17 protein-coding genes are annotated in these 18,059 nt (G+C 51.5%); 8 read left to right on the top strand and 9 right to left on the bottom strand.

Annotated features, from left to right (window positions below; all coding sequences use genetic code 11):
• On the top strand, nt 1-205 hold a 205-nt coding region (locus RB620_RS29870), incomplete at its 5' end, for a hypothetical protein (RefSeq protein ID WP_308100788.1).
• Nucleotides 206-323: 118 nt separating this feature from the next.
• On the opposite strand, the gene RB620_RS29865 is transcribed toward RB620_RS29870, so the two are convergent.
• The 6 genes from RB620_RS29865 to RB620_RS29840 all read right to left on the bottom strand — a co-directional run bounded on the left by RB620_RS29865 (nt 324) and on the right by RB620_RS29840 (nt 5,260).
• Nucleotides 324-692, bottom strand: a complete 369-nt coding sequence (locus RB620_RS29865) for a hypothetical protein (RefSeq protein WP_308100786.1) — start codon at nt 690-692, stop codon at nt 324-326.
• Between the two features lie 111 nt (nt 693-803).
• A complete protein-coding gene (locus tag RB620_RS29860; RefSeq protein ID WP_308100784.1) occupies nt 804-1,349 on the bottom strand; it encodes a GrpB family protein in 546 nt (181 codons plus the stop codon).
• 52 nt (nt 1,350-1,401) lie between these two features.
• On the bottom strand, nt 1,402-1,857 hold the full coding sequence (locus RB620_RS29855) for a hypothetical protein (RefSeq protein ID WP_308100782.1): 456 nt from the start codon (nt 1,855-1,857) through the stop codon (nt 1,402-1,404).
• 14 nt (nt 1,858-1,871) lie between these two features.
• Nucleotides 1,872-2,588, bottom strand: coding sequence for a YEATS-associated helix-containing protein (locus tag RB620_RS29850; protein WP_308100780.1), 717 nt, complete (start codon nt 2,586-2,588; stop codon nt 1,872-1,874).
• A 22-nt stretch (nt 2,589-2,610) separates the two neighbouring features.
• Nucleotides 2,611-2,949 carry a hypothetical protein gene (locus RB620_RS29845; protein ID WP_308100778.1) on the bottom strand — a complete coding sequence of 113 codons (339 nt, stop codon included), beginning with the start codon at nt 2,947-2,949 and terminating at the stop codon, nt 2,611-2,613.
• A 244-nt stretch (nt 2,950-3,193) separates the two neighbouring features.
• Nucleotides 3,194-5,260, bottom strand: a complete 2,067-nt coding sequence (locus RB620_RS29840) for an Ig-like domain-containing protein (protein ID WP_308100776.1) — start codon at nt 5,258-5,260, stop codon at nt 3,194-3,196.
• Nucleotides 5,261-5,555: 295 nt separating this feature from the next.
• On the opposite strand from RB620_RS29840, the gene RB620_RS29835 reads away from it, so the two are divergent.
• Together RB620_RS29835 and RB620_RS29830 are read left to right on the top strand one after the other, a co-directional pair.
• Complete coding sequence (locus RB620_RS29835) at nt 5,556-5,891, top strand: ArsR/SmtB family transcription factor (RefSeq protein WP_308100774.1); 336 nt, start codon at nt 5,556-5,558, stop codon at nt 5,889-5,891.
• Between the two features lie 66 nt (nt 5,892-5,957).
• Nucleotides 5,958-6,467 (top strand): SRPBCC family protein, encoded by a 510-nt coding sequence (locus RB620_RS29830; RefSeq protein ID WP_308100772.1) that lies wholly within the window; start codon nt 5,958-5,960, stop codon nt 6,465-6,467.
• A gap of 86 nt (nt 6,468-6,553) precedes the next feature.
• Here RB620_RS29830 and RB620_RS29825 read toward each other — a convergent pair whose 3' ends face one another.
• The gene (locus tag RB620_RS29825) at nt 6,554-7,258 is read right to left on the bottom strand and encodes an aspartate/glutamate racemase family protein (RefSeq protein WP_308100770.1); all 705 of its coding nucleotides are present in this window, start codon (nt 7,256-7,258) and stop codon (nt 6,554-6,556) included.
• Nucleotides 7,259-7,386: 128 nt separating this feature from the next.
• Between RB620_RS29825 and pdxR the strand changes: the two genes are divergently transcribed.
• Nucleotides 7,387-8,808, top strand: a complete 1,422-nt coding sequence (gene pdxR, locus RB620_RS29820; protein ID WP_308100790.1) for a MocR-like pyridoxine biosynthesis transcription factor PdxR — start codon at nt 7,387-7,389, stop codon at nt 8,806-8,808.
• Nucleotides 8,809-9,215: 407 nt separating this feature from the next.
• Here pdxR and RB620_RS29815 read toward each other — a convergent pair whose 3' ends face one another.
• Nucleotides 9,216-9,572, bottom strand: coding sequence for a nucleotide excision repair endonuclease (locus tag RB620_RS29815; RefSeq protein WP_308100768.1), 357 nt, complete (start codon nt 9,570-9,572; stop codon nt 9,216-9,218).
• Between the two features lie 167 nt (nt 9,573-9,739).
• Here RB620_RS29815 and RB620_RS29810 point away from each other — a divergent pair, with 167 nt between their 5' ends.
• Both RB620_RS29810 and RB620_RS29805 read left to right on the top strand, forming a co-directional pair.
• Complete coding sequence (locus RB620_RS29810) at nt 9,740-10,024, top strand: hypothetical protein (RefSeq protein WP_308100766.1); 285 nt, start codon at nt 9,740-9,742, stop codon at nt 10,022-10,024.
• Between the two features lie 116 nt (nt 10,025-10,140).
• Nucleotides 10,141-10,563, top strand: a complete 423-nt coding sequence (locus tag RB620_RS29805) for a DUF4395 domain-containing protein (protein ID WP_308100764.1) — start codon at nt 10,141-10,143, stop codon at nt 10,561-10,563.
• A gap of 126 nt (nt 10,564-10,689) precedes the next feature.
• Here the strand turns inward: RB620_RS29805 and RB620_RS29800 are convergent, their stop codons facing one another.
• Nucleotides 10,690-12,048 (bottom strand): FAD-binding oxidoreductase, encoded by a 1,359-nt coding sequence (locus tag RB620_RS29800; RefSeq protein ID WP_308100762.1) that lies wholly within the window; start codon nt 12,046-12,048, stop codon nt 10,690-10,692.
• A gap of 307 nt (nt 12,049-12,355) precedes the next feature.
• On the opposite strand from RB620_RS29800, the gene RB620_RS29795 reads away from it, so the two are divergent.
• Both RB620_RS29795 and RB620_RS29790 read left to right on the top strand, forming a co-directional pair.
• A complete protein-coding gene (locus RB620_RS29795) occupies nt 12,356-16,594 on the top strand; it encodes a GH32 C-terminal domain-containing protein (protein WP_308100760.1) in 4,239 nt (1,412 codons plus the stop codon).
• A gap of 158 nt (nt 16,595-16,752) precedes the next feature.
• Nucleotides 16,753-17,532, top strand: a complete 780-nt coding sequence (locus RB620_RS29790; RefSeq protein WP_308100758.1) for a bleomycin resistance protein — start codon at nt 16,753-16,755, stop codon at nt 17,530-17,532.
• Nucleotides 17,533-18,059: the final 527 nt, after the last annotated feature.

Below are 18,059 nucleotides of genomic sequence, written 5' to 3'. Positions count from 1 at the left end.
TTGCAAGCCTTATTTCCGCATACTGGCCCAAGATTCTCTCCATGACCATGTGGCCGGTTTATTCAAGCATAAATTCTCACAATTACCGGTTAATCTCATGAACTGCATAAGTCATGTCTTTGTTATTTTGATACAAAGTATTACAAAAGTTAAATTCACAAATATTGTAGCTGGTACAGTAGCTACTCTGGCAAGGCCAGTGTAAGGAAAGAATTCGATTAGTAAATAAATGCTTACAAATGTAGGTGTTAAGGCTAATAAGAGAGTTAACAACGTCTTAATCATTTGGTTTTCTCCTTATTTAAATTTCTGGAAAAACCCCGCTATTCTTCATTCTCCCCATATTCGCTGAACCTATGATACCATCCATCTTCTGTAAATAATTCCCCATTTAAGCCATCACTTAGTTCTGCAAGGTTTTGACCATTTACTTCAATTATTACTCCATCTTCTTCTTCATTTTGTAACCTAAATAAAAAATCGTGAATTCCAGTATCCAAACTAGAAACTAGGGCCCTTCTGATAATATTTATTTGATCCTCGTTAAATATTTTCAAATCGTTTTGTAGATTTTGCAGAGATGGGGCTTTCCATTTCCCTTCGATAAGTTTATCAAAATAACTGATAGAACTATCTCTCAAGTCTTTCATTACTAATTTACCAAACTTATCAAGAGCATTCTCATCGCTCATATCATTTAAGCTCCTTATGCGATTTATATTTTTTACTGCTCTCGTTCATTCAGCTTCCCAGCTACTGAATCAGCTACGTCGAACCCTTTTATTCATTCCATACAGGATAATTCATTCATGTTCTAGTACATAATTAATGAATTCGGTTTTTGCATTTGTATATGCTTCCCTATCATGTTTGTTTTCCGCCGCTAGCTTCATTTTTAGTTCAGCGTATTGTATTGCCAAGATCGGCCGTTCACGAAGTTTATCCCTAAAACTAATTTGTCGTTCCCAACGCCCTTCATCCTCTAACATCAAATGAAAATGACATTCTCGCTTATCATCCTTGACCTTGACGAAAAACCTTCTCCACTCATGTCCGTCCAAACTTGGAGGAACATAATTCCAATTATACCTTCTTAATTTTGCAACGATTTCGTCTAAATCAGTATAGGATTGAATTTTGGCTATTATATCGATAATCGGTTTTGCAGGTAGATTCGGTACAGAAGTGCTCCCAATATGATTAATATCACTTACTCCAAATTGAGCAAGATGGACTCTTAAATGATTGACCTCATGCAATCCTTTCGCTAACCATGCAGGATCAGGAGACTCGATTTCAACGGGTTCAATGGCCCAAACTGGCCAGTTATTTTTATGGTTTGCTTCCATGCAGTAACCCTCCAAAATTGAAGTCGGATACTAATGTATAGGCGAAGTTGATTCATTTTTGAGCTGCTATCAGTTCCTCTAATGGTTTGACGATATTCCTAAATCCTTTATTTGTTATACCATATCCTTCAGTTTCTAATTCTAGAAATCCCAACTTAATTCTAAGTTTTTCTATAGAATTATCTTCAGTCGAATGATTTGATAAATCCTTCTTCAAAATCAATAATCGATTTAACAAATATACTTTGCGGATAGATTGTGCCTGTCGATTTGATAAATTGTCAATTAATTCGATTGATGGTGAACCTCTTTGACCAACTACCATTAGTGAATAAGATCTATCATCATTTATATGTAATACTGAGTGATAACCTGAGTACCCGTTATTGATTTCATATTCTATTTCTAGGTCGCAAATACTGAAGTATATCAATAACGAGGTTAGAAATAATAACAGAGATAATAAAAAAATAATTTGTTTCGTTCTGGGTTTTAATTGATTTTTCATCAATTCACCTTCAGTTAATTATTTTCTCTATGTTTTGCCAGTGATGGATCATATGAAGTTGTGTTATACGAGTGAAGAAACGCTCTACCTTCTTTTGTAATAAAAAATCTTATCCCATTCTGTCTAACAGATTGGTCAACAAATTTATCCCTTATTAATTCATTAATTAAGCCGTTAATAATGGACTCATTTATTTCTGTTTGCTTGATCAAACCCTTTATTGATCTAAATGAAAATCTACTATCCGACAAACACTTTAGAACTTTAACTCTGCCTGAATCATCAGGATTAAAAACAAGATTATCTATAATTCCGTTCTCTGTTATTGATTCATTTACTTTAGATTCATTTTCGGTCTCCTTTTCAGCCAAAACATCGACATCTTTCTTTACTTCTTTAACTTCTTCCTTAACTTCATTTAATTCGGACAGAACTTTATCTGACAAAGACTGAATGAATCGTTTTGAAGAAATAGATGCAATAAGACAAAACCCAATGAATACTAATAACTTATTGTTATCCGTCTCACTTTCTTTAAGTAAACTACTTGAAATTGTATTTAGAAATAATGGGACGAGCATGGACGCAGAAATTCCAATAAATATGGATTTATATAAATTGCGATTTTTAAAAAAAGACTCATTCTTTTTAAGTTCAAACATGTAGCTAACTAATCCACCAATTGTTCCAGCTAAAACAATAAGAATCATTAAAATTCCAAAGTGGCTCATTTGGGTTGCTCCTTTATTATGATTAATAATTACTTATTTTCAAATCATGACGAAGCCCTTTCTCATTGAGCCAATTTACTAATCGTTTTTGTATTCTTTTTCGTTCTTCAATTGTCAATTCTTCTACTTTATATTTCTTGGGATTATACCTTTTACTTAAGTGTTCTATCTCACCGAATACCAGTACATCTAAGTAATCTACACCAGGCATTTCAATAGCAATTGGTAGTACATTGGTGTTTTCAACAAAATAAATATATCCTGACCTTCCATGAGAAACCCAATGAAATCCAGAACAATTTAGATCAATTTTATCTTTTTTTATAGATTTAAAAATAATCTTATCTAAATCCAAATTCATTTTCCTGCATCACCTAATTTCATTTCTTATCAACCCCAAATACCAATTGGATAAAATTCCAACGACTTCAAAATTGACTATACCATGGCTTAAGTACCATGCATAGAAGCAAAGTGAATCGCTCGTCCCACTGTTTACTTATAAAACAAAAAGGTACCCATACGCTAAACACTTTTCAAAGTGTCCAGAGTACGGGTACCCGTTTTATCGTTGCTTTTCAGCTATTGACGACAATATCGTTTTATTAAACGCCCGTGAACAGAATACTGATGTCCTCGTTGCCGTTTTTCGTCTGCCATCCGTTGAAGCCGGCTGCGTCGGTAATGCCCGGCTTGAACGTCAGGACGTATACTTTGCCCGGCGTCATGTCCTTGGCCAGCTTCAGCGTCACCTCGGTGACGACTGCGCCCGTATTGTTTAATTCGTCGTGGGAGATGCCGATGGCGTCCCCTCCCTGTTCCTTCACCGCGAAGTATGGCTCGTTGACGTTTTTCACCGGCTCGCTGAACACGACTTTAATCGTCGTCCGGTTCAAGACGATCACTTGTTTCGCGTAAGAAATCTCGTTGACTGCTATGGTTCCCGCGAACGCGGTTTCGTTCGCAGCGTCCTGCGAGAGGAGTGAGGCCACGCCCGTGATTCTAGCCGTGTACACATGACCGGCACGGAACAAGTTAGGGTTCGCTTCAGCTCCCGTACGGAATTGGACGGTGACGACCCGATCCGTGCCCGGCTTACGGACGGCGTATTTGCTCCAGCCGGACATCGAGACGTTGGCTCCGTTGTCTTTCAGAATCGTCGCCGCTAACGATCCGACATCCTCGTCCCTGATCGCTCTGTCGAACGTGATTTCAATGGTGTTCTCGTTAACCGCGGCTATGCTCTGTAGCTTCACCGGCAGAACCGGATTGGAGATGCCCCCGAACAGAAGGCCCGTTTTCGTATCCATCACGTTGCCGGCAAGGTCGGGGATGCCGGACACGGACAGGCTGTACAAGGTTTTGTCTTGTTGGGCGGAGGTTCGAAGCGTGACTACACGTCCCTCGTTGTCTACGGTTGCCGATACGATTGCCAGACCGTTGATGCTGTACCGGCCTGTCTGAGCGGCAATATCCCGATTCATTTTCTCGCTGAATTTGACGGTCAATGATGCATCCTCGTTCACCCTAAATTCCGCATCGATGATCGTTGGCTTCGTCGCGTCATTACTGCCGACGATGGACAAATCCGACCGCGTGTCCATGACGTTGCCGGCGAGATCCTTGATGTTCTTGACGGTCAGCCAGTACCGGGCGTTGTCCGACTGGTTCGACGTGGAGAACGTGACCTGCCTCTTATCCGAAGAGAGTTGCAGCGTCGTTAGCTTCAAACCGCCGGAGAACGAGTAGTTGGCCGGATTCGTAGCCGTCCCATGATCGACCGGCTCCGAGAACGTCAGGACGTACAAGCGCGGCGCTAACCGATCGAGCGCGGTGATTATTGGCTTCGACATGTCCGATCTCGGCGAAACGTACGCCCATGATTGGCCGTCGATGGTCAAGTAATGCGTGCGGTTCTCGAACTGGATGCCGGTCGTGAGCAGGACCTGCAACCCGTCTCCGCTGATTGTCGTGACGATGATCGGCACAACGTTGCCGAGATCGTCCCGCAGAGAGAATCGTCCAATATCCGCCGAATCGGTCTTCGCCTTCAAGTTCACGCGGACCATCTGAACGTTCACTCCTTCGACCGACCTCACGTCAAGCGTGCTGGTCGAACCCGAGTAAACCGCGTATACAGCCTCCACGAGTACGCCTCGCGTGGCGTCCACCGTGTAATCGTTCCGCGGGGCGATCCAAGCTTTGCTAAGGGCGGTTCCAACGGCCGCCTTGGCCCAAGCCGATACTTTGCCCGTGAAGCCGATGTTCGGGTTGACTGGGATGTTGTTGACTTTCACCATCACCACGGCCAGCTCTTCGACCTTCACCGGTGCTGTCGGCGCGAACCGGTTATCTCCCTTGCCGACCATGAGACCCGCGCTCCGGACCGCTTGGACCGCTTCGAACGACCAGCGCGTCTTCAGCACATCTGCGAATTTGGGCGCGGTATTGGAACGCGGCAATTCAAGGAGCTTGTAGAGCACGGTAGCGAACTGCTCTCGGGTCATCGATTCGTTCAGACGGGAGGAACCGTCCTCGAAGCCGGACATGATTCCTTTCTGCTTCAGCACTTGGAACTTCTCTTCCGTCGTGAGCGTCGCCGCTCCCGCGATCGGGACGGAGAGTCCGAGCAGCAACGTTAACGCGAGCAATGCCAGGGCGATTTTCCTCATCTTGCAGGCCTCCTATTGGATTTCTGCCGGCTCCGCGGAGTTACTAATGGCTCTCGGTCCAGCGAGTGTATCTCTTAAACGCCGTACCGGAGGAAAATGTTTCTGTTCGAGGCTGTCTCATCCAAAACTAGTCACGGTTCGAGCAAACTTCCTAAAATCCGCCTCAAGCCTACTCCTACAAGGTACCTTGGAGCTTGCCGGACATCGTTTTCCTAGAGAGCCTAGAGAGCCGAAGCTCTTTTCCCCAAAACTATATTCCTTGACACGTATATTCCTCATGACGTATATTTAAAGCATGAACGAAATCTTATTCGCGCTCTCCGAGCCCACCCGATTACGAATTGTAGAGCTGCTGCGCGACGGCCCCCTTCCCGTGGGCGAAATCGTGCATCGGCTCGAACTGAATCAGCCGCAAGTGTCCAAACATCTTCGCGTGCTCGGCGATACCGGGCTCGTCGAGATGCAGCCCGACGCCAATCGGCGGATCTACAAGCTCCGAGCGAAGCCGCTTCAAGAGCTCGACGCCTGGATAGGCTCCTTCCGCCGAATCTGGGACGAACGGCTGGATCGACTGGAGGATTATCTGGACATGTTGCAAGAGAAAGATACCGACAACAACGCCAAAGATTAACTTTCGAACGAAAGACGATCGCGCTATTTTTACAAAACTACTATTTCGAGGTTGGAGGAATCGAACATGGCAACGACTGAAGCAAAACTGGAGATCATCCGTACGATTAACGCGCCGCGCGAGTTGGTGTTTAAAGTATGGACGGAAGAGGAGCATTTGAAACATTGGTGGGGCCCGACGGGCATGGCGATTCATGTAGCGAAGCTGGATCTTCGCCCGGGCGGCATCTTCCATTACAGCATGACCAGCCCGGACGGCCATAAAATGTGGGGCAAGTTCATTTTCCAGGAAATCGTCGCGCCGGAGAAAATCGTTTTCATCAACTGCTTCTCCGACGAAGAAGGCAACACGATCCCTGCTCCGTTCGGTCCGGAGTTCGCGAATTTCCCGAAAGAAGTGTTAAACGTCGTGACTTTGACCGAAGAGAACGGCCGAACGACGCTTACGCTTCGCGGCGGCCCTCACCATGCAACGGCTGAGGAGCACGAATTCTACAGAAGCATGTTCGAGTCCATGCAGCAAGGCTTCGACGGCACCTTCGATCAACTCGAAAAATACGTGGCGCAAATAAAATAACATCGAACGGGCATACTAACCTCAGATTGAAAAAAGGCCGTGACGGCTGCCATCAAGGCTGCTGTCACGGCCCTTTCCCGTTAAAGTTATGAAATCGCCACGGCTTCCAAGGCAAACGCTACGGCCGCATCCGCGTGAATGCGCGTCGTATCGAACATCGGAACCGTTACGTCCTCCTGCTTCAGCAGCAGCGGAATTTCCGTGCAACCGAGAATGACGCCCTCGGCCCCTCTAGCCCGAAGCCGGTCGATAATCCGCAAATATTCCGCTTTGGAAGCCGGCTTCAGCTCCCCCTTGCACAGCTCGTCGAAAATAATATCATGCACGCGGATACGGTCCGTCTCATCCGGAATGATGGCTTCGATGCCATGCTCGCACAGCCGGTCCGTGTAGAAACTTTGCTCCATCGTGTAACGCGTGCCGAGCAGCCCGACTTTGGATATCCCGGTCCGCTTAATCGACTCCACGGTCGTGTCCACAATATGCAGCAGCGGAATACGAACCGCCTGCTGCACTTCGCTTGCGACGACATGCATCGTGTTCGTGCAGATGAGGATCGTGTCGCAGCCTCCCGCCTCCAGCTTCCTGGCAGCATCCGCAAGCAGCATTGCCGCTTGCTTCCACTCCCCCGCCTTCTGCATTCGCACTACCTCCTCGAAATTGCAGGAATAGAGCATACATTTGGCCGAACTCAATCCGCCCAACTCCGCTTTCACGCCCTGATTGATATATCTGTAATAGTCGGTCGTCGACTCCCAGCTAAGTCCTCCGATTAATCCGATTGTCTTCATATGCGTCCACGCACGCTCCTTTCGTTGCTGACAGCATAACATGGTATACTGGTATCAAATAAGATCCAGGTTTGAGTGATCTGAATAGTACCAGTTCCACTGGCCACATGGAGAGGAGCGCGGCATCCCTGTTATGGTTCCCCGTCGATCGCGCGAGCTCGATCTCGCTGACGATTCAAGTGTATGAACAAGTAAGACGGCGCATTTTGCAAAATGAACTGAACGAAGGCGAACGCCTTCCCTCAAGCCGGGAATTGGCCTCCTCCGTCGGCGTATCCCGCAATATCGTGCTTGAAGTGTACGATCGCCTGCTGGCCGAGGGGTACCTGGAGGTACGGCCCCAATCCGGAACGTATGTTGCGGCCGGCTCCCATATCCTGTCGGAGGCGGCACAGGACAGGCTCGGCGAAGCCGTTGCCGCGATCGGCCGACCGAGCCCTCTGGTCGACACGATCGACTTCCGCGCCGCGCATCCGGCGGCGGATTATTTTCCCCGCGCGGTCTGGGGAAGGCTCGCGAGAGAGGTCTGCATGGACACACCGGAACGCGCCTTCGGCTATGCCAAGCCTGAGGGGACGGCCGAGCTGCGCCATGTGCTGGCCCGTTACCTGCTGCAAGCGCGCGGCGTACGCTGCCATCCGGATCAAATCGTCGTCACGTCGGGCGCGACGCAAGCGCTCCACCTGGTCACCGAGCTGCTGGCCAAGGACAAGCAAGCCCGCATCGCCGTCGAAGACCCCGTGACCGACGAGATGCGAACCATTTTCTCCTACGCCGGTGCCGATCTGTTGCCAGTGCCGGTCGACGACAAAGGGATTTTGCCGGAGAAGCTGCCCGAACTCGACAGGCCCGACTTCGTCTTCGTCATTCCTTCCCATCAGTTTCCGCTCGGCGGCACGCTGCCGATCCAGCGACGCATTCAGTTGATCGAATACGCGCGGCGGATGGACTGCTGCATCGTCGAAGACGATTACGACAGCGAATTTACATACGAAGGCGTGCCTGTCCACTCCCTTCAGGGGCTGGATCCCGAACGGGTCATCTACGTAGGGACATTCAGCAAAATTTTATCGCCCGCGCTTCGCATCGGCTACGCCGTCCTGCCGGTTCGGTACGTCGAGGCTTATCGGCGCCTGAAGTGGTTTGCCGACCGCCATACGTCCACACTCGAGCAGCTTATTCTCGCACGCTTCATGGAGGAAGGATATTTCGATCGCCATATCCGCCGCATGAGGAAGATCTACCGAAAGCGCCGGGAGACGCTTGTCTCCGGCTTGCGCAAGCATTTGCCAGAGGCGCATATCCTTGGCGAATCCGCCGGCATGCATTTGGTCGTGGAGTTCTCCGATATTCGGTTCACGGACAAGTTGATGGAGCGAATCCGCGTGGAGGGCGTTCAAGTATACGCGGTGGAGCATTACGTCTTGGTCAAAGGGCGGCATGAGCACCAGATCGTCATGGGATACGGGGGGCTACCGCCGGAGGCTATTCTAGAGGGCGTGGCCAGACTCGCGAAGGCGATACGGCCGGATCGACCACCTTCACTCTAACGGACGCCAGCGACGCTATTGAATCAAAATGAGGCCTCTTTGGAATCTAACGGACCCAGATACCGCTATTTCGCGTTCATACTGGGTTTGAAGCTGCTAATCGGGCAAATAACGTCGCTACGGACCGTTACGTTTTTAAAAGCTCTATTTTACCCCAAATAGCGGCGCTGGTGTCCGTTAGAACCGGGATGAAGGCGGCTCGGCTCTAGTTCGGCACATCTACCTCATCCACTGGGCAGTTAGAATCGAGATGCAAGCGGCTCGGCTCTAGTTCGGCACAACTACCTCCGCCACTAGGGCCTTTAGAGCTGGGATGCAGCGCTCGGCTTCTACCGGCGTCAAAAAAAACAACAAGCTCAGCCGCTGGGGCATCAAGCTTGTTGTTTGATCGGGATCAGTCGATGACCTTACTTGTACAGCACCTTGTCCACGTTGTACTTCGCTCTGTGCGTATTCAGGATGTACGTCTCGTAAATTTCCCGGTCGACGGGATTTTCGTTAACGTAAACCTCGATCCGGACAACCTCGTCGCGATGGTTTTTCATCACGGATACCGAATCTTCGAAGTGTTTTTTGATGCGCGGTCTCAGTTTCCGGGCTTTACCGACGAACAGCAGCTCGTCCTTGTCGTTGAAGAACGTAAAGAATCCGCCCTTATCCCGCGGAATCAGGTGAAAATCGGTAAATCCGTAGATATGGCTGAGTTGAGGATTCTCTTGCTTGGCAATCGTTACGTCCGGCTCCGGTATGGTTATGCTAATCACGATCCATCACTTCCTCTGTTCATTTAAGATACAATACTACCATAAGAAGGCTGCAATGTTTAGCGAAACCTCGATTCGCGCCTCGCCCATGCTCCCATTGGATCGCCAATGCAAGCCTTTTGTAGTAAGATGGAACGATCCTGCGAGACGATAATGAGGTGTCCGATATGTCCATTAGTTTCTCCAAATCCGTAATAAGCCGACTACAAAGGGAGATCCCCGCGCTAGAAGCGGAAATCAAAGCCCTTCTCCAAAAGAAGAAGCAAGCCGAAACTACTTTAAAGCAGTTGCAAAGGGATAGCAAAAAAAGCGCATCGCCCAGCGATCTGAACAATAAGTTATCCCGAATCAACAAGCTGAACAAAGAACTTGCGGAATTCACCAAAAAACAAACCGAGCTAGCCAAAGACTTAACAACGAAGAAGTCGGAGCTGGCGAAATATCAAACGTAGCATCGGCCGCCAACGACAAGACCAGACGAGCCGCCCGAAACCCATTGCCAAATCAGGCGCCCCGTTCTATACTCGAATTAATCAATTTAATTCCGATAAGAAAAGTTGGTGCATCGATGAAAGAAGTACCGATTCCTTACGTCAGAAGCAACCAAGCAGGCATCGTCCTGTCGCTTGCGGCATTCTTCACAACGCAGTCCGTCTGGATCATCGGGGCATTGTTCCTCATTCAGGCGATCGGGCTGCTGTTCGGGCCGAGGGGCAATCTATTCATCCGGATCGCGCGCCCGTTCCTGGGCAAGCTCGTCGCCCGGGGAAAGACCGAGGCCGCCGAGCTGCAGCGCTTCAACAATTCGCTGGCCGTCCTTTTCCTTACCTTGTCCTTGATCAGCTTGCTTCTCGGCTGGAGCGCGGCGGGCAACGTCTTCGCCGCCATGATGGGCGCCGCGGCGCTGGCTGCACTGCTCGGCTATTGCATCGGCTGCATGATGTACTTTCAATACAAGCAGTTCCGCGCGCGGCGATTGCAACGCCGATAACCCAAAGAAGCGCCGACCGTTAGCGATAACGGCCGGCGCTTCTTCCTTTTGTCCGCGGTTCGCGGCATCGATTATATTCTGCACCGCGTTCGACCTACTGTTCGCGAATGCCAGTCGAACTCCGCTTTAATCGTCTTCCCGGCGACGGGCAGGCTTGATGCTTTGCGGGAAGTTAAACACGTTGCGCGGGTCGTATTTGGCTTTGATTTCTCTTAATCTCGGGTAGTTGCTTCCATAATAGACAGCTCCGTAGTCCTTGATCCCTTGGTCCGGCACATTGATGTAGGAGCCGTAAATATAAGGCTGCAGCTTCTTGCGCGCCCAGTTTGCAAGCTCGATATTATATTCGGCTTCGGAAGGGTCGATCCAAGAGCTGTTCCACTCCACGTAATATTGCGCGTCCCTCCAGAAGAAAGCCGTATCCGACGGATCAAGATTGTTAATCGCTCCCCCCCAGTTCAGGAAGAAGAAGCCGGACTGGTCGTTTTGCGCCTTCTCCAGAAACTTGCGCATGATGCGAAGGGCATCGTCCGGCAATGGCCGATCCGCATAGGCGGAAGAAAATTGAAAGCTGATCTGTTGGGTTAACACAGGATCCGGAGGCAGCAAGAAGTCGACGACCTGCGTATACGGCAGAGACCGGATGACCGTACTTTGCGGTTGCCCCGTGTTTAACAGCGGTGCCAGCAGCCGGGTGGCCGTTGCCTTGCTGCCCAAATATACGCCCGTTGCCTTCGCATTCCCGCCGTTCCTTTGTCCAACTTCCAGATAAGTCCCCAGTCTGGAGCTTACGCCGGGAGCCCATCGCTGCCATTCGCGCGTCACCTCTTCGAATTGCTCCCAAGGCCATTGAATTTGGAACACCGTCGCGGTGGAAGGAGCGCGCACAACCTGGAATTTGTAACGCGTATAGATGCCGAAGTTTCCTCCGCCGCCCCCTCTCGATGCCCACAAAAGATCCGAATTGCGATTGGAATCGGCCTGAATGACATTGCCGCTCGCATCCACCATTTCCACGCCGATCAGATTGTCGGAAGCGATCCCGATCGTCCTTTGGAGCGGACCGATCCCGCCTCCCAGCGCAATGCCGCCTACTCCTACGGTCGGGCTGTCTCCGAAAGGAAACAAATATCCTTGTCGCGCAAGCGTCTTCACGATTCGTCCGATCGTGTTCCCCGTCCCGACGATTACGGTGCCTTGTCTCCGGTTCAGCTCGATGGAGCGGATTTCGCTGACGTCGATGACGATTCCGCCATCCACCTGGGAGAGATCTCCGGCAAGCGCATGTCTTCCGCTCCTCGCCCTGATCGGCACGCCGTTCGCTTCCGCCCATCTGACGGCGTTGGATACATCTCTCGCGTTCCGGGCGAACACAAATACTTTGGGGTGGCGATCCGTGCTGGGATTCCAATTTTTGCGGGCCGTCTCATAGCCGGGATCGCCTTGGAAGATGACCCGTCCGGTCAGACGCGCTCTGTTATTCACTCACATCAGCTCCTTCGTTCGAATGACCCTACATTCTATGAGCCGAACGGCTTGAGAGAGTGGACGATTATCCGGGATAGCAATGTTAGCGAATGCGAAAAAAGTGAAAGCGAGGAACCGAGCAAAGTAATAGTATTCGCCCGCAGCCTGAATTTATAATGGCGAAAAGAGGACGCGTATTCCAAAATGGGCACCGTGCGGCGTCAGCTCTGTTCATCTAGAGAGGAGGGTCATGCAACTCATTCATTTGATGAGCACCAAATTGCATGCGCTTACAAAACTATAAAACGATGGAAGAAGGTTACTCATGAAACGAAAAAGCTTCCTCAATTTTGGCGTGCTGCTAACAGCGATTATCATTAGTTCGATCTTCCTCGCGTACCATGCGGCCGCGGCTGCCGAGTTCCGCTCGAACGTGCCCGGCTACGTCCCGATAACTGGCACTTGGTCCGAGCAGGCCGGAGTTGGACTGAAAGGCGTCAGTGCCAGCGCTGCCAATGCGCTCAGCATGACGAAATCGGCGAGCGAAACGAATTTTACGCTCGAAGCGGATGTGACAGTAGATGCCTCCACTCCCTACGGCGTCGGCTCGCTCGTCTTTCTGGCGGCTGAGGACGGCAGCAAAGGTTACGCGTTAAGTGTCGATCCGAATCTGGACCGGCTCCGGCTGTTCGATCTGGCAACCGGCACAACCGTCGGCACGCCGTACGCCGCAACGCTGAATCCGGGTTCCTCCTATCGTCTGAAGGTTACGGCGGACGGATCCGCGCTTAAAGTCTATTTAGGCGGCTCGCTTGCGATTTCCGTAAGCGATACCAAGTATGCCAAAGGCAATTACGGGTTTAACGTCTTCAACGGAACGGCCTATTTTCAAAATGTAACCGCTTACGATCTCCATACGAATTTGACGGGCTGGACGGCTTCTTCCGGTACGTGGGCTCCGACTTCGCAAGGGCTGCGCGCTTCGGCTGCCAGCGGCCAGAACGGCTACTTTATGGCCGGCACAAGCGCGGACAACTTCATGTACGAAGCCGACGTTCTCGTTGAAAGCACGCATGCCCTCGCCACATTGTTGTTCCGTTCCGACGCAGCCGGCACGCAGGCCTATGGGCTGCAGGTTGACGCCAATTTGAACCGGCTTCGTTTGTTCAAGACGAGCGGCAATGTCACCCTCGCAACCAAAACGTTAACGATCGATACCGGGAAAGTGTATCAAATACGGATCAAAGCGGAAGGCAGCCTGATCAAGGTTTACTTTCAGCAGGCGGGCTCGCAAATCTCGACCGGCTACACGCCGGCCATCGAGATAACGGATGCCAGCTTTGCTTCCGGCAAGCTGGGTCTTGGCGTCTTCAACGGCAGCGTCAAGTTCCAGAATATCCGGATCGGCGATCTGAACACGAACCTGTTCGGCTGGACAACCGCGGGCGGCGCCTGGACGCCGGATCTTGCCGGCGTGAAAGCCGTCAGTGCCGGTACGGTCAATACGTTCCACATGGCGGAGAACATATCGTCCGATTTCGTGCTGGAGGGCAATCTGAAGGTGGATGCCGCCTCCCCATTCGGAACCGCGGCGCTCGTCTTCCGCGGGAATGCGCAGGGGACCTCCGGGTACGTAGTGAATATTGACCCCAACTTGGATCAAGTACGCCTGTTCAATGCCAACGGCGGAAATACGATAGCCTCGGCGAGCCGCGCGATCGATCCGGGCAAGACGTACCATTTGGAGATTGAGGCCGTCGGCTCAAGCATCAAAGTTTATCTTGACGGCAATTCCGCTCCGGTCATCACGGTCACCGATACCCAATATGCGAGCGGACGAATCGGCATGAACGCCTACAATGGCACGGCTTACTTCCAGGATGTATACGTCACCGACTCTGGCGATTGGTACAGTGAGCCTTATCGACCGCAGTACCATTTCACGTCGCCGCGTAACGCGGTTGCCGACCCTAACGGGCTGGTCTTTTATCAAGGGGAATATCATCTGTTCCATCAAGAAGGCGGCAAGTGGGCGCATGCGGTAAGCACGGATCTGACCCACTGGAAGAACCTCCCTATCGCGATACCGTGGAATGACATGGGACATGCTTGGTCCGGCGCGGCGATCGTCGATGCAAATGACGTTTCCAGGCTGTTCGGCGGCGGCTCCGGTCTGCTCGCCTACTACACGTCCTTTAATCCGGACAAGACGAAAGGCAATCAAAAAATCGGCCTCGCCTACAGCAAGGACAAGGGACGCACATGGTCCTTCTATGGCAGCGGCGCCGTCGTCGAAAATCCGGGCGGGCCAAACGGCGGATGGGACTTCCGCGACCCGAAAGTGGTATGGGACGGCGACCATTCGAAGTGGGTCATGGTCGTCTCCGGCGGCGACCATATCCGATTCTATACATCGACGAACCTGATCAATTGGACGTATGCCAGCTCCTTCGGCTACGGCGAATACTTGCACGGCGGCATATGGGAATGTCCGGATCTGTTCCAGCTTCCGGTGGACGGCAATCCGGCGAACAAGAAGTGGGTTCTGACGATCAGCACCGGTGCGGACCGGCAGACGGACGGCTCCGCTTCGGAATATTTTGTCGGCAGCTTCGACGGGACTACGTTCACAAGCGACAATCCTGCCGGGACGGTCCTTCGCAGCGAGCGGGGCAAAGATATGTACGCCGCGGTCTCCTTCTCCGACATTCCCGCCGCGGACGGCCGCCGCATCCAGCTCGGGTGGATGACGAACTGGGACTATCCGTTCAGCTACCCGACCGGACCGTGGAAGGGGCAGCTTTCCATACCGCGCGTCCTCTCGCTAAAGAACTTTACAGGCGAAGGCATTCGGCTCATGCAGGCGCCGGTGGCCGAGCTGCAGGCGCTGCGCGGAACGGGCGCTTCCTTCAGCAACGTGACCGTCTCCCCTTCGACGCCGAATCTGCTGGCGAATTTCTCGGGCACCGCCTACGAAATCGTCGGCGAATTCGAAATACCGGCATCAGGCAGTGCCGCGGAATTCGGTTTCCGGCTTCGTGAATTGGGCGACCAGAAGACGTATGTCGGCTACAAGCCTGGTTTGTACCAGATGTTCGTCAACCGGACCGATGCCGGGAAGGATGATTTCACAACCTATTTCTCCGGCTGGCAAGACGCGACGATCGCGCCGGTGAACAACCGGATCAAGCTGCATATGTTCGTCGACCAATCCTCGGTCGAAGTGTTCGGGAACGACGGCAAGGCGGTGTTCTCGGGCGTCATCCTGCCGGGCGATGCGAGAGACGGCCTCTCCTTCTACTCGAACGGCGGCAATGTGAAGGTCGTGTCGCTTCAGGTGTATCCGCTTGCCAATACGTGGCGCGGCGAGCCGTCCTCCGGCACGTCTCCGCAGAAGGTTGTCATGGATCGTACGCGTTTGGACTTGGCGCCGGGGGCGACCGAGCCGCTTTACGTCTCCGTTCTGCCGCGGACCGCATCCAACAAAAATGTGACGTGGAGCTCCAGCAATCCGGCTATCGCGACCGTATCGGCGGCGGATTCCCGAAGCGCGAACGTGACGGGAATCGCGCGCGGACGGGCGGTCATTACGGCCACGACGCAAGCCGGAGGGATCGTCGGCCGAACCGTCGTCGAGGTAGGAGGAGCTTTCAACACGAACCTCACAGGTTTCTTGCAGCCCGTGACGGGTCGGTGGTATGCAGCTGCAGACGGCATTGCGGGCGTCTTTGATCAGGATACAAACTACATCTCGACGGTTGCGGCCGACAACTTCACCTATGAGTCAGACATGCGTCTTGACGCCTCGGGCGGAGCCGGATCCCTGCTATTCCGTTCGAACGCGGATGGTTCCAGCGGATATTACTTCAACGTGGATCCGAATTTGCGGATGATCCGCCTGTTCTACAAGCTGAACGGAAGCTTCAGCGCCAACCAGATGCTGGCCAGCGTTCCGGCCTTTATCCAGGCGGGCAGAACCTACCATGTCAAGATCGTCGCCAGCGGACCGGATATAAAGATTTATTTCGATCACGCGGCGTCGCCTGCCATTCATGTTATCGACAGCACCTTCGCCAGCGGGTATTTCGGACTTAACGCCTTCGGAGGCGTCGCTTCCTATCAAAATGTATATTGGTGGCCGGAATTAACGAACGCCGCCGTCTACCGATTGATCAACACGGGCAGCGGCAAGGCACTTGACGCGGCCGGAACAGCCGATGGCGCCAATGTTCAAATTTGGTCATATCTAGGGAACGACAACCAAAAGTGGACGTTAACGACGAATGCGGACGGCACTTTCACGCTCACGTCGGCAGCCAGCGGCAAGGCGCTTGACGCGTCGGGAACCGGGGACGGCGCTAACGTTCAGATATGGCAGAACCTAGGGAATGCCAATCAAAAGTGGATCATCGCACCGAACAGCGACGGCACATTCGAGATTAAGGCGGCGAACAGCGGCAAAGCGCTTGATGTCGCAGGCGGCGGGACCGCCGACGGCACGAACGTGCAAATCTATTCGAGCAACGGAACGTCCGCGCAGAAATGGCAGCTGATAAAGTCGTAGTCAAAACGGTCCGAGCCTATAGCTGAACATTAAACTTTACAGACGGTTCGTTGAAGTTTATCCTATTTACTTAAAGGCGATTCCCAAACAAACCTTAGCATTTGCTTGAATGTTGTACGATAAGGAGGAAAGAGATCTTTAATTGGAGGTTGGTCATCTTGTCAACAAACCGGAACGGAACGGCAATCCCTATCTTCCCTTGCAGGTCCATCGACGAGCAGCTTAGTTTCTATCAAGCATTGGGTTTTGAAGTGACTTATAGGCAGGCCAAACCTAACCTCTATGCTTGCGTCCGCCATCGTATAGCGGAATTGCATTTTTTTGTCCTGAAACAATTAGAGCCATCCAACTCCTACAGCATGTGTTACGTAAGCGTTCCTGATGTGGACGCCGTTTATAAGGAATTTTGCGAAAATCTAAAACGGACCTATCAAAAGGTCCCTTCCAAAGGTTTCCCGAGAATAACTAAACTCAACAATCTTGCGGAAGATCGAAGGTTTAACCTTATCGATCCTGCCGGCAATCGCTTGCTGATCGGTCAGAAACACGCCGCTTCCGCGCCAATGCAAATAGAACAGACCGTTGCCGGGAACGCTTCGAAGTTTGCGAACGCATTCGACACGGCCTACCGGTTGGCCTATGCCAAAGACGAGCTCGCGGACGCAGCCAAAGTACTGGATCTTGTTCTCGGCAAAAACGAAGAAGCATCGGAAACGCTTCTTTTCAAAGCTTTTGTTTTGCGTGCCGACATCGCCGTCTCCATGGACGAGTTTCCTGTCGCAAAAGCTTTTGCGAATAAAGCGGATCGGTTATCGTTAACCGAACAAGCACTTGAAGAGGTGCCGGAGGCGGCCGAAAGATTAGATGAAGTAAAGGCGGCACTACTTCTTTATTTTTCCGAACGGCTTGATAGAAGTGACGAACGTCACCAAGACTAGCTTGATGGCAACCCAATCGTATTTGACGAGTGATCCGCCTCGTAAGCAGTCCGGGATAGGGAACGACTTTCGTCGTTTTTGTTACCTATGAAGGGATCACAAACAGAAAAGGCCGTGATTGTCACCCGAGCGGGGGACAGTCACGGCTATGTTCGTCTGAACACATTGCGCTCGCCTTTACATAACGAGTAGAACGATCCCGAAAAAACGTTGCCGCGGCGGTCGCCCATAGACGCTAACGGAAGCAGCAGCCGCTATTCGGCTGATTTTGTTCGATTTGAATAGCTAACGGAATCACCGGCCCTTATTATGTCTATCCACCTCAAAAAATGCCTTTTTTCAATCGAATAAGAGCGCTGAGTTCCGTTAGATCTCTAAACGAGGTCAAAAATGCATAATAAGAGCGCCGAGTTCCGTTGCTATGAACGTTTTAGTCAAGCCCTTGCATTTTGCACCACCAAAACACTAGGCGCGGGAGCAAATAAGCGAGCGACGGTCGGCACGCTGCTATCCGTGGGTTGGTTACC

It is taken from the genome of Paenibacillus sp. LHD-117 (assembly GCF_030929555.1).
Taxonomy (GTDB): Bacteria; Bacillota; Bacilli; order Paenibacillales; family Paenibacillaceae; genus Pristimantibacillus.
Note: the sequence above shows the minus strand (reverse complement) of the source record. Positions and strands in the feature narration are given on the sequence as shown.

What these genes read in the sequence shown, in the direction of transcription:
- RB620_RS29865 (WP_308100786.1), bottom strand. Translation starts at nt 692, where the DNA reads ATGAGCGATGAGAATGCTCTTGATAAGTTTGGTAAATTAGTAATGAAA.
- RB620_RS29860 (WP_308100784.1), bottom strand. Translation starts at nt 1,349, where the DNA reads ATGGAAGCAAACCATAAAAATAACTGGCCAGTTTGGGCCATTGAACCC.
- RB620_RS29855 (WP_308100782.1), bottom strand. Translation starts at nt 1,857, where the DNA reads ATGAAAAATCAATTAAAACCCAGAACGAAACAAATTATTTTTTTATTA.
- RB620_RS29850 (WP_308100780.1), bottom strand. Translation starts at nt 2,588, where the DNA reads ATGAGCCACTTTGGAATTTTAATGATTCTTATTGTTTTAGCTGGAACA.
- RB620_RS29845 (WP_308100778.1), bottom strand. Translation starts at nt 2,949, where the DNA reads ATGAATTTGGATTTAGATAAGATTATTTTTAAATCTATAAAAAAAGAT.
- RB620_RS29840 (WP_308100776.1), bottom strand. Translation starts at nt 5,260, where the DNA reads ATGAGGAAAATCGCCCTGGCATTGCTCGCGTTAACGTTGCTGCTCGGA.
- RB620_RS29835 (WP_308100774.1), top strand. Translation starts at nt 5,556, where the DNA reads ATGAACGAAATCTTATTCGCGCTCTCCGAGCCCACCCGATTACGAATT.
- RB620_RS29830 (WP_308100772.1), top strand. Translation starts at nt 5,958, where the DNA reads ATGGCAACGACTGAAGCAAAACTGGAGATCATCCGTACGATTAACGCG.
- RB620_RS29825 (WP_308100770.1), bottom strand. Translation starts at nt 7,258, where the DNA reads ATGAAGACAATCGGATTAATCGGAGGACTTAGCTGGGAGTCGACGACC.
- RB620_RS29810 (WP_308100766.1), top strand. Translation starts at nt 9,740, where the DNA reads ATGTCCATTAGTTTCTCCAAATCCGTAATAAGCCGACTACAAAGGGAG.
- RB620_RS29805 (WP_308100764.1), top strand. Translation starts at nt 10,141, where the DNA reads ATGAAAGAAGTACCGATTCCTTACGTCAGAAGCAACCAAGCAGGCATC.
- RB620_RS29795 (WP_308100760.1), top strand. Translation starts at nt 12,356, where the DNA reads ATGAAACGAAAAAGCTTCCTCAATTTTGGCGTGCTGCTAACAGCGATT.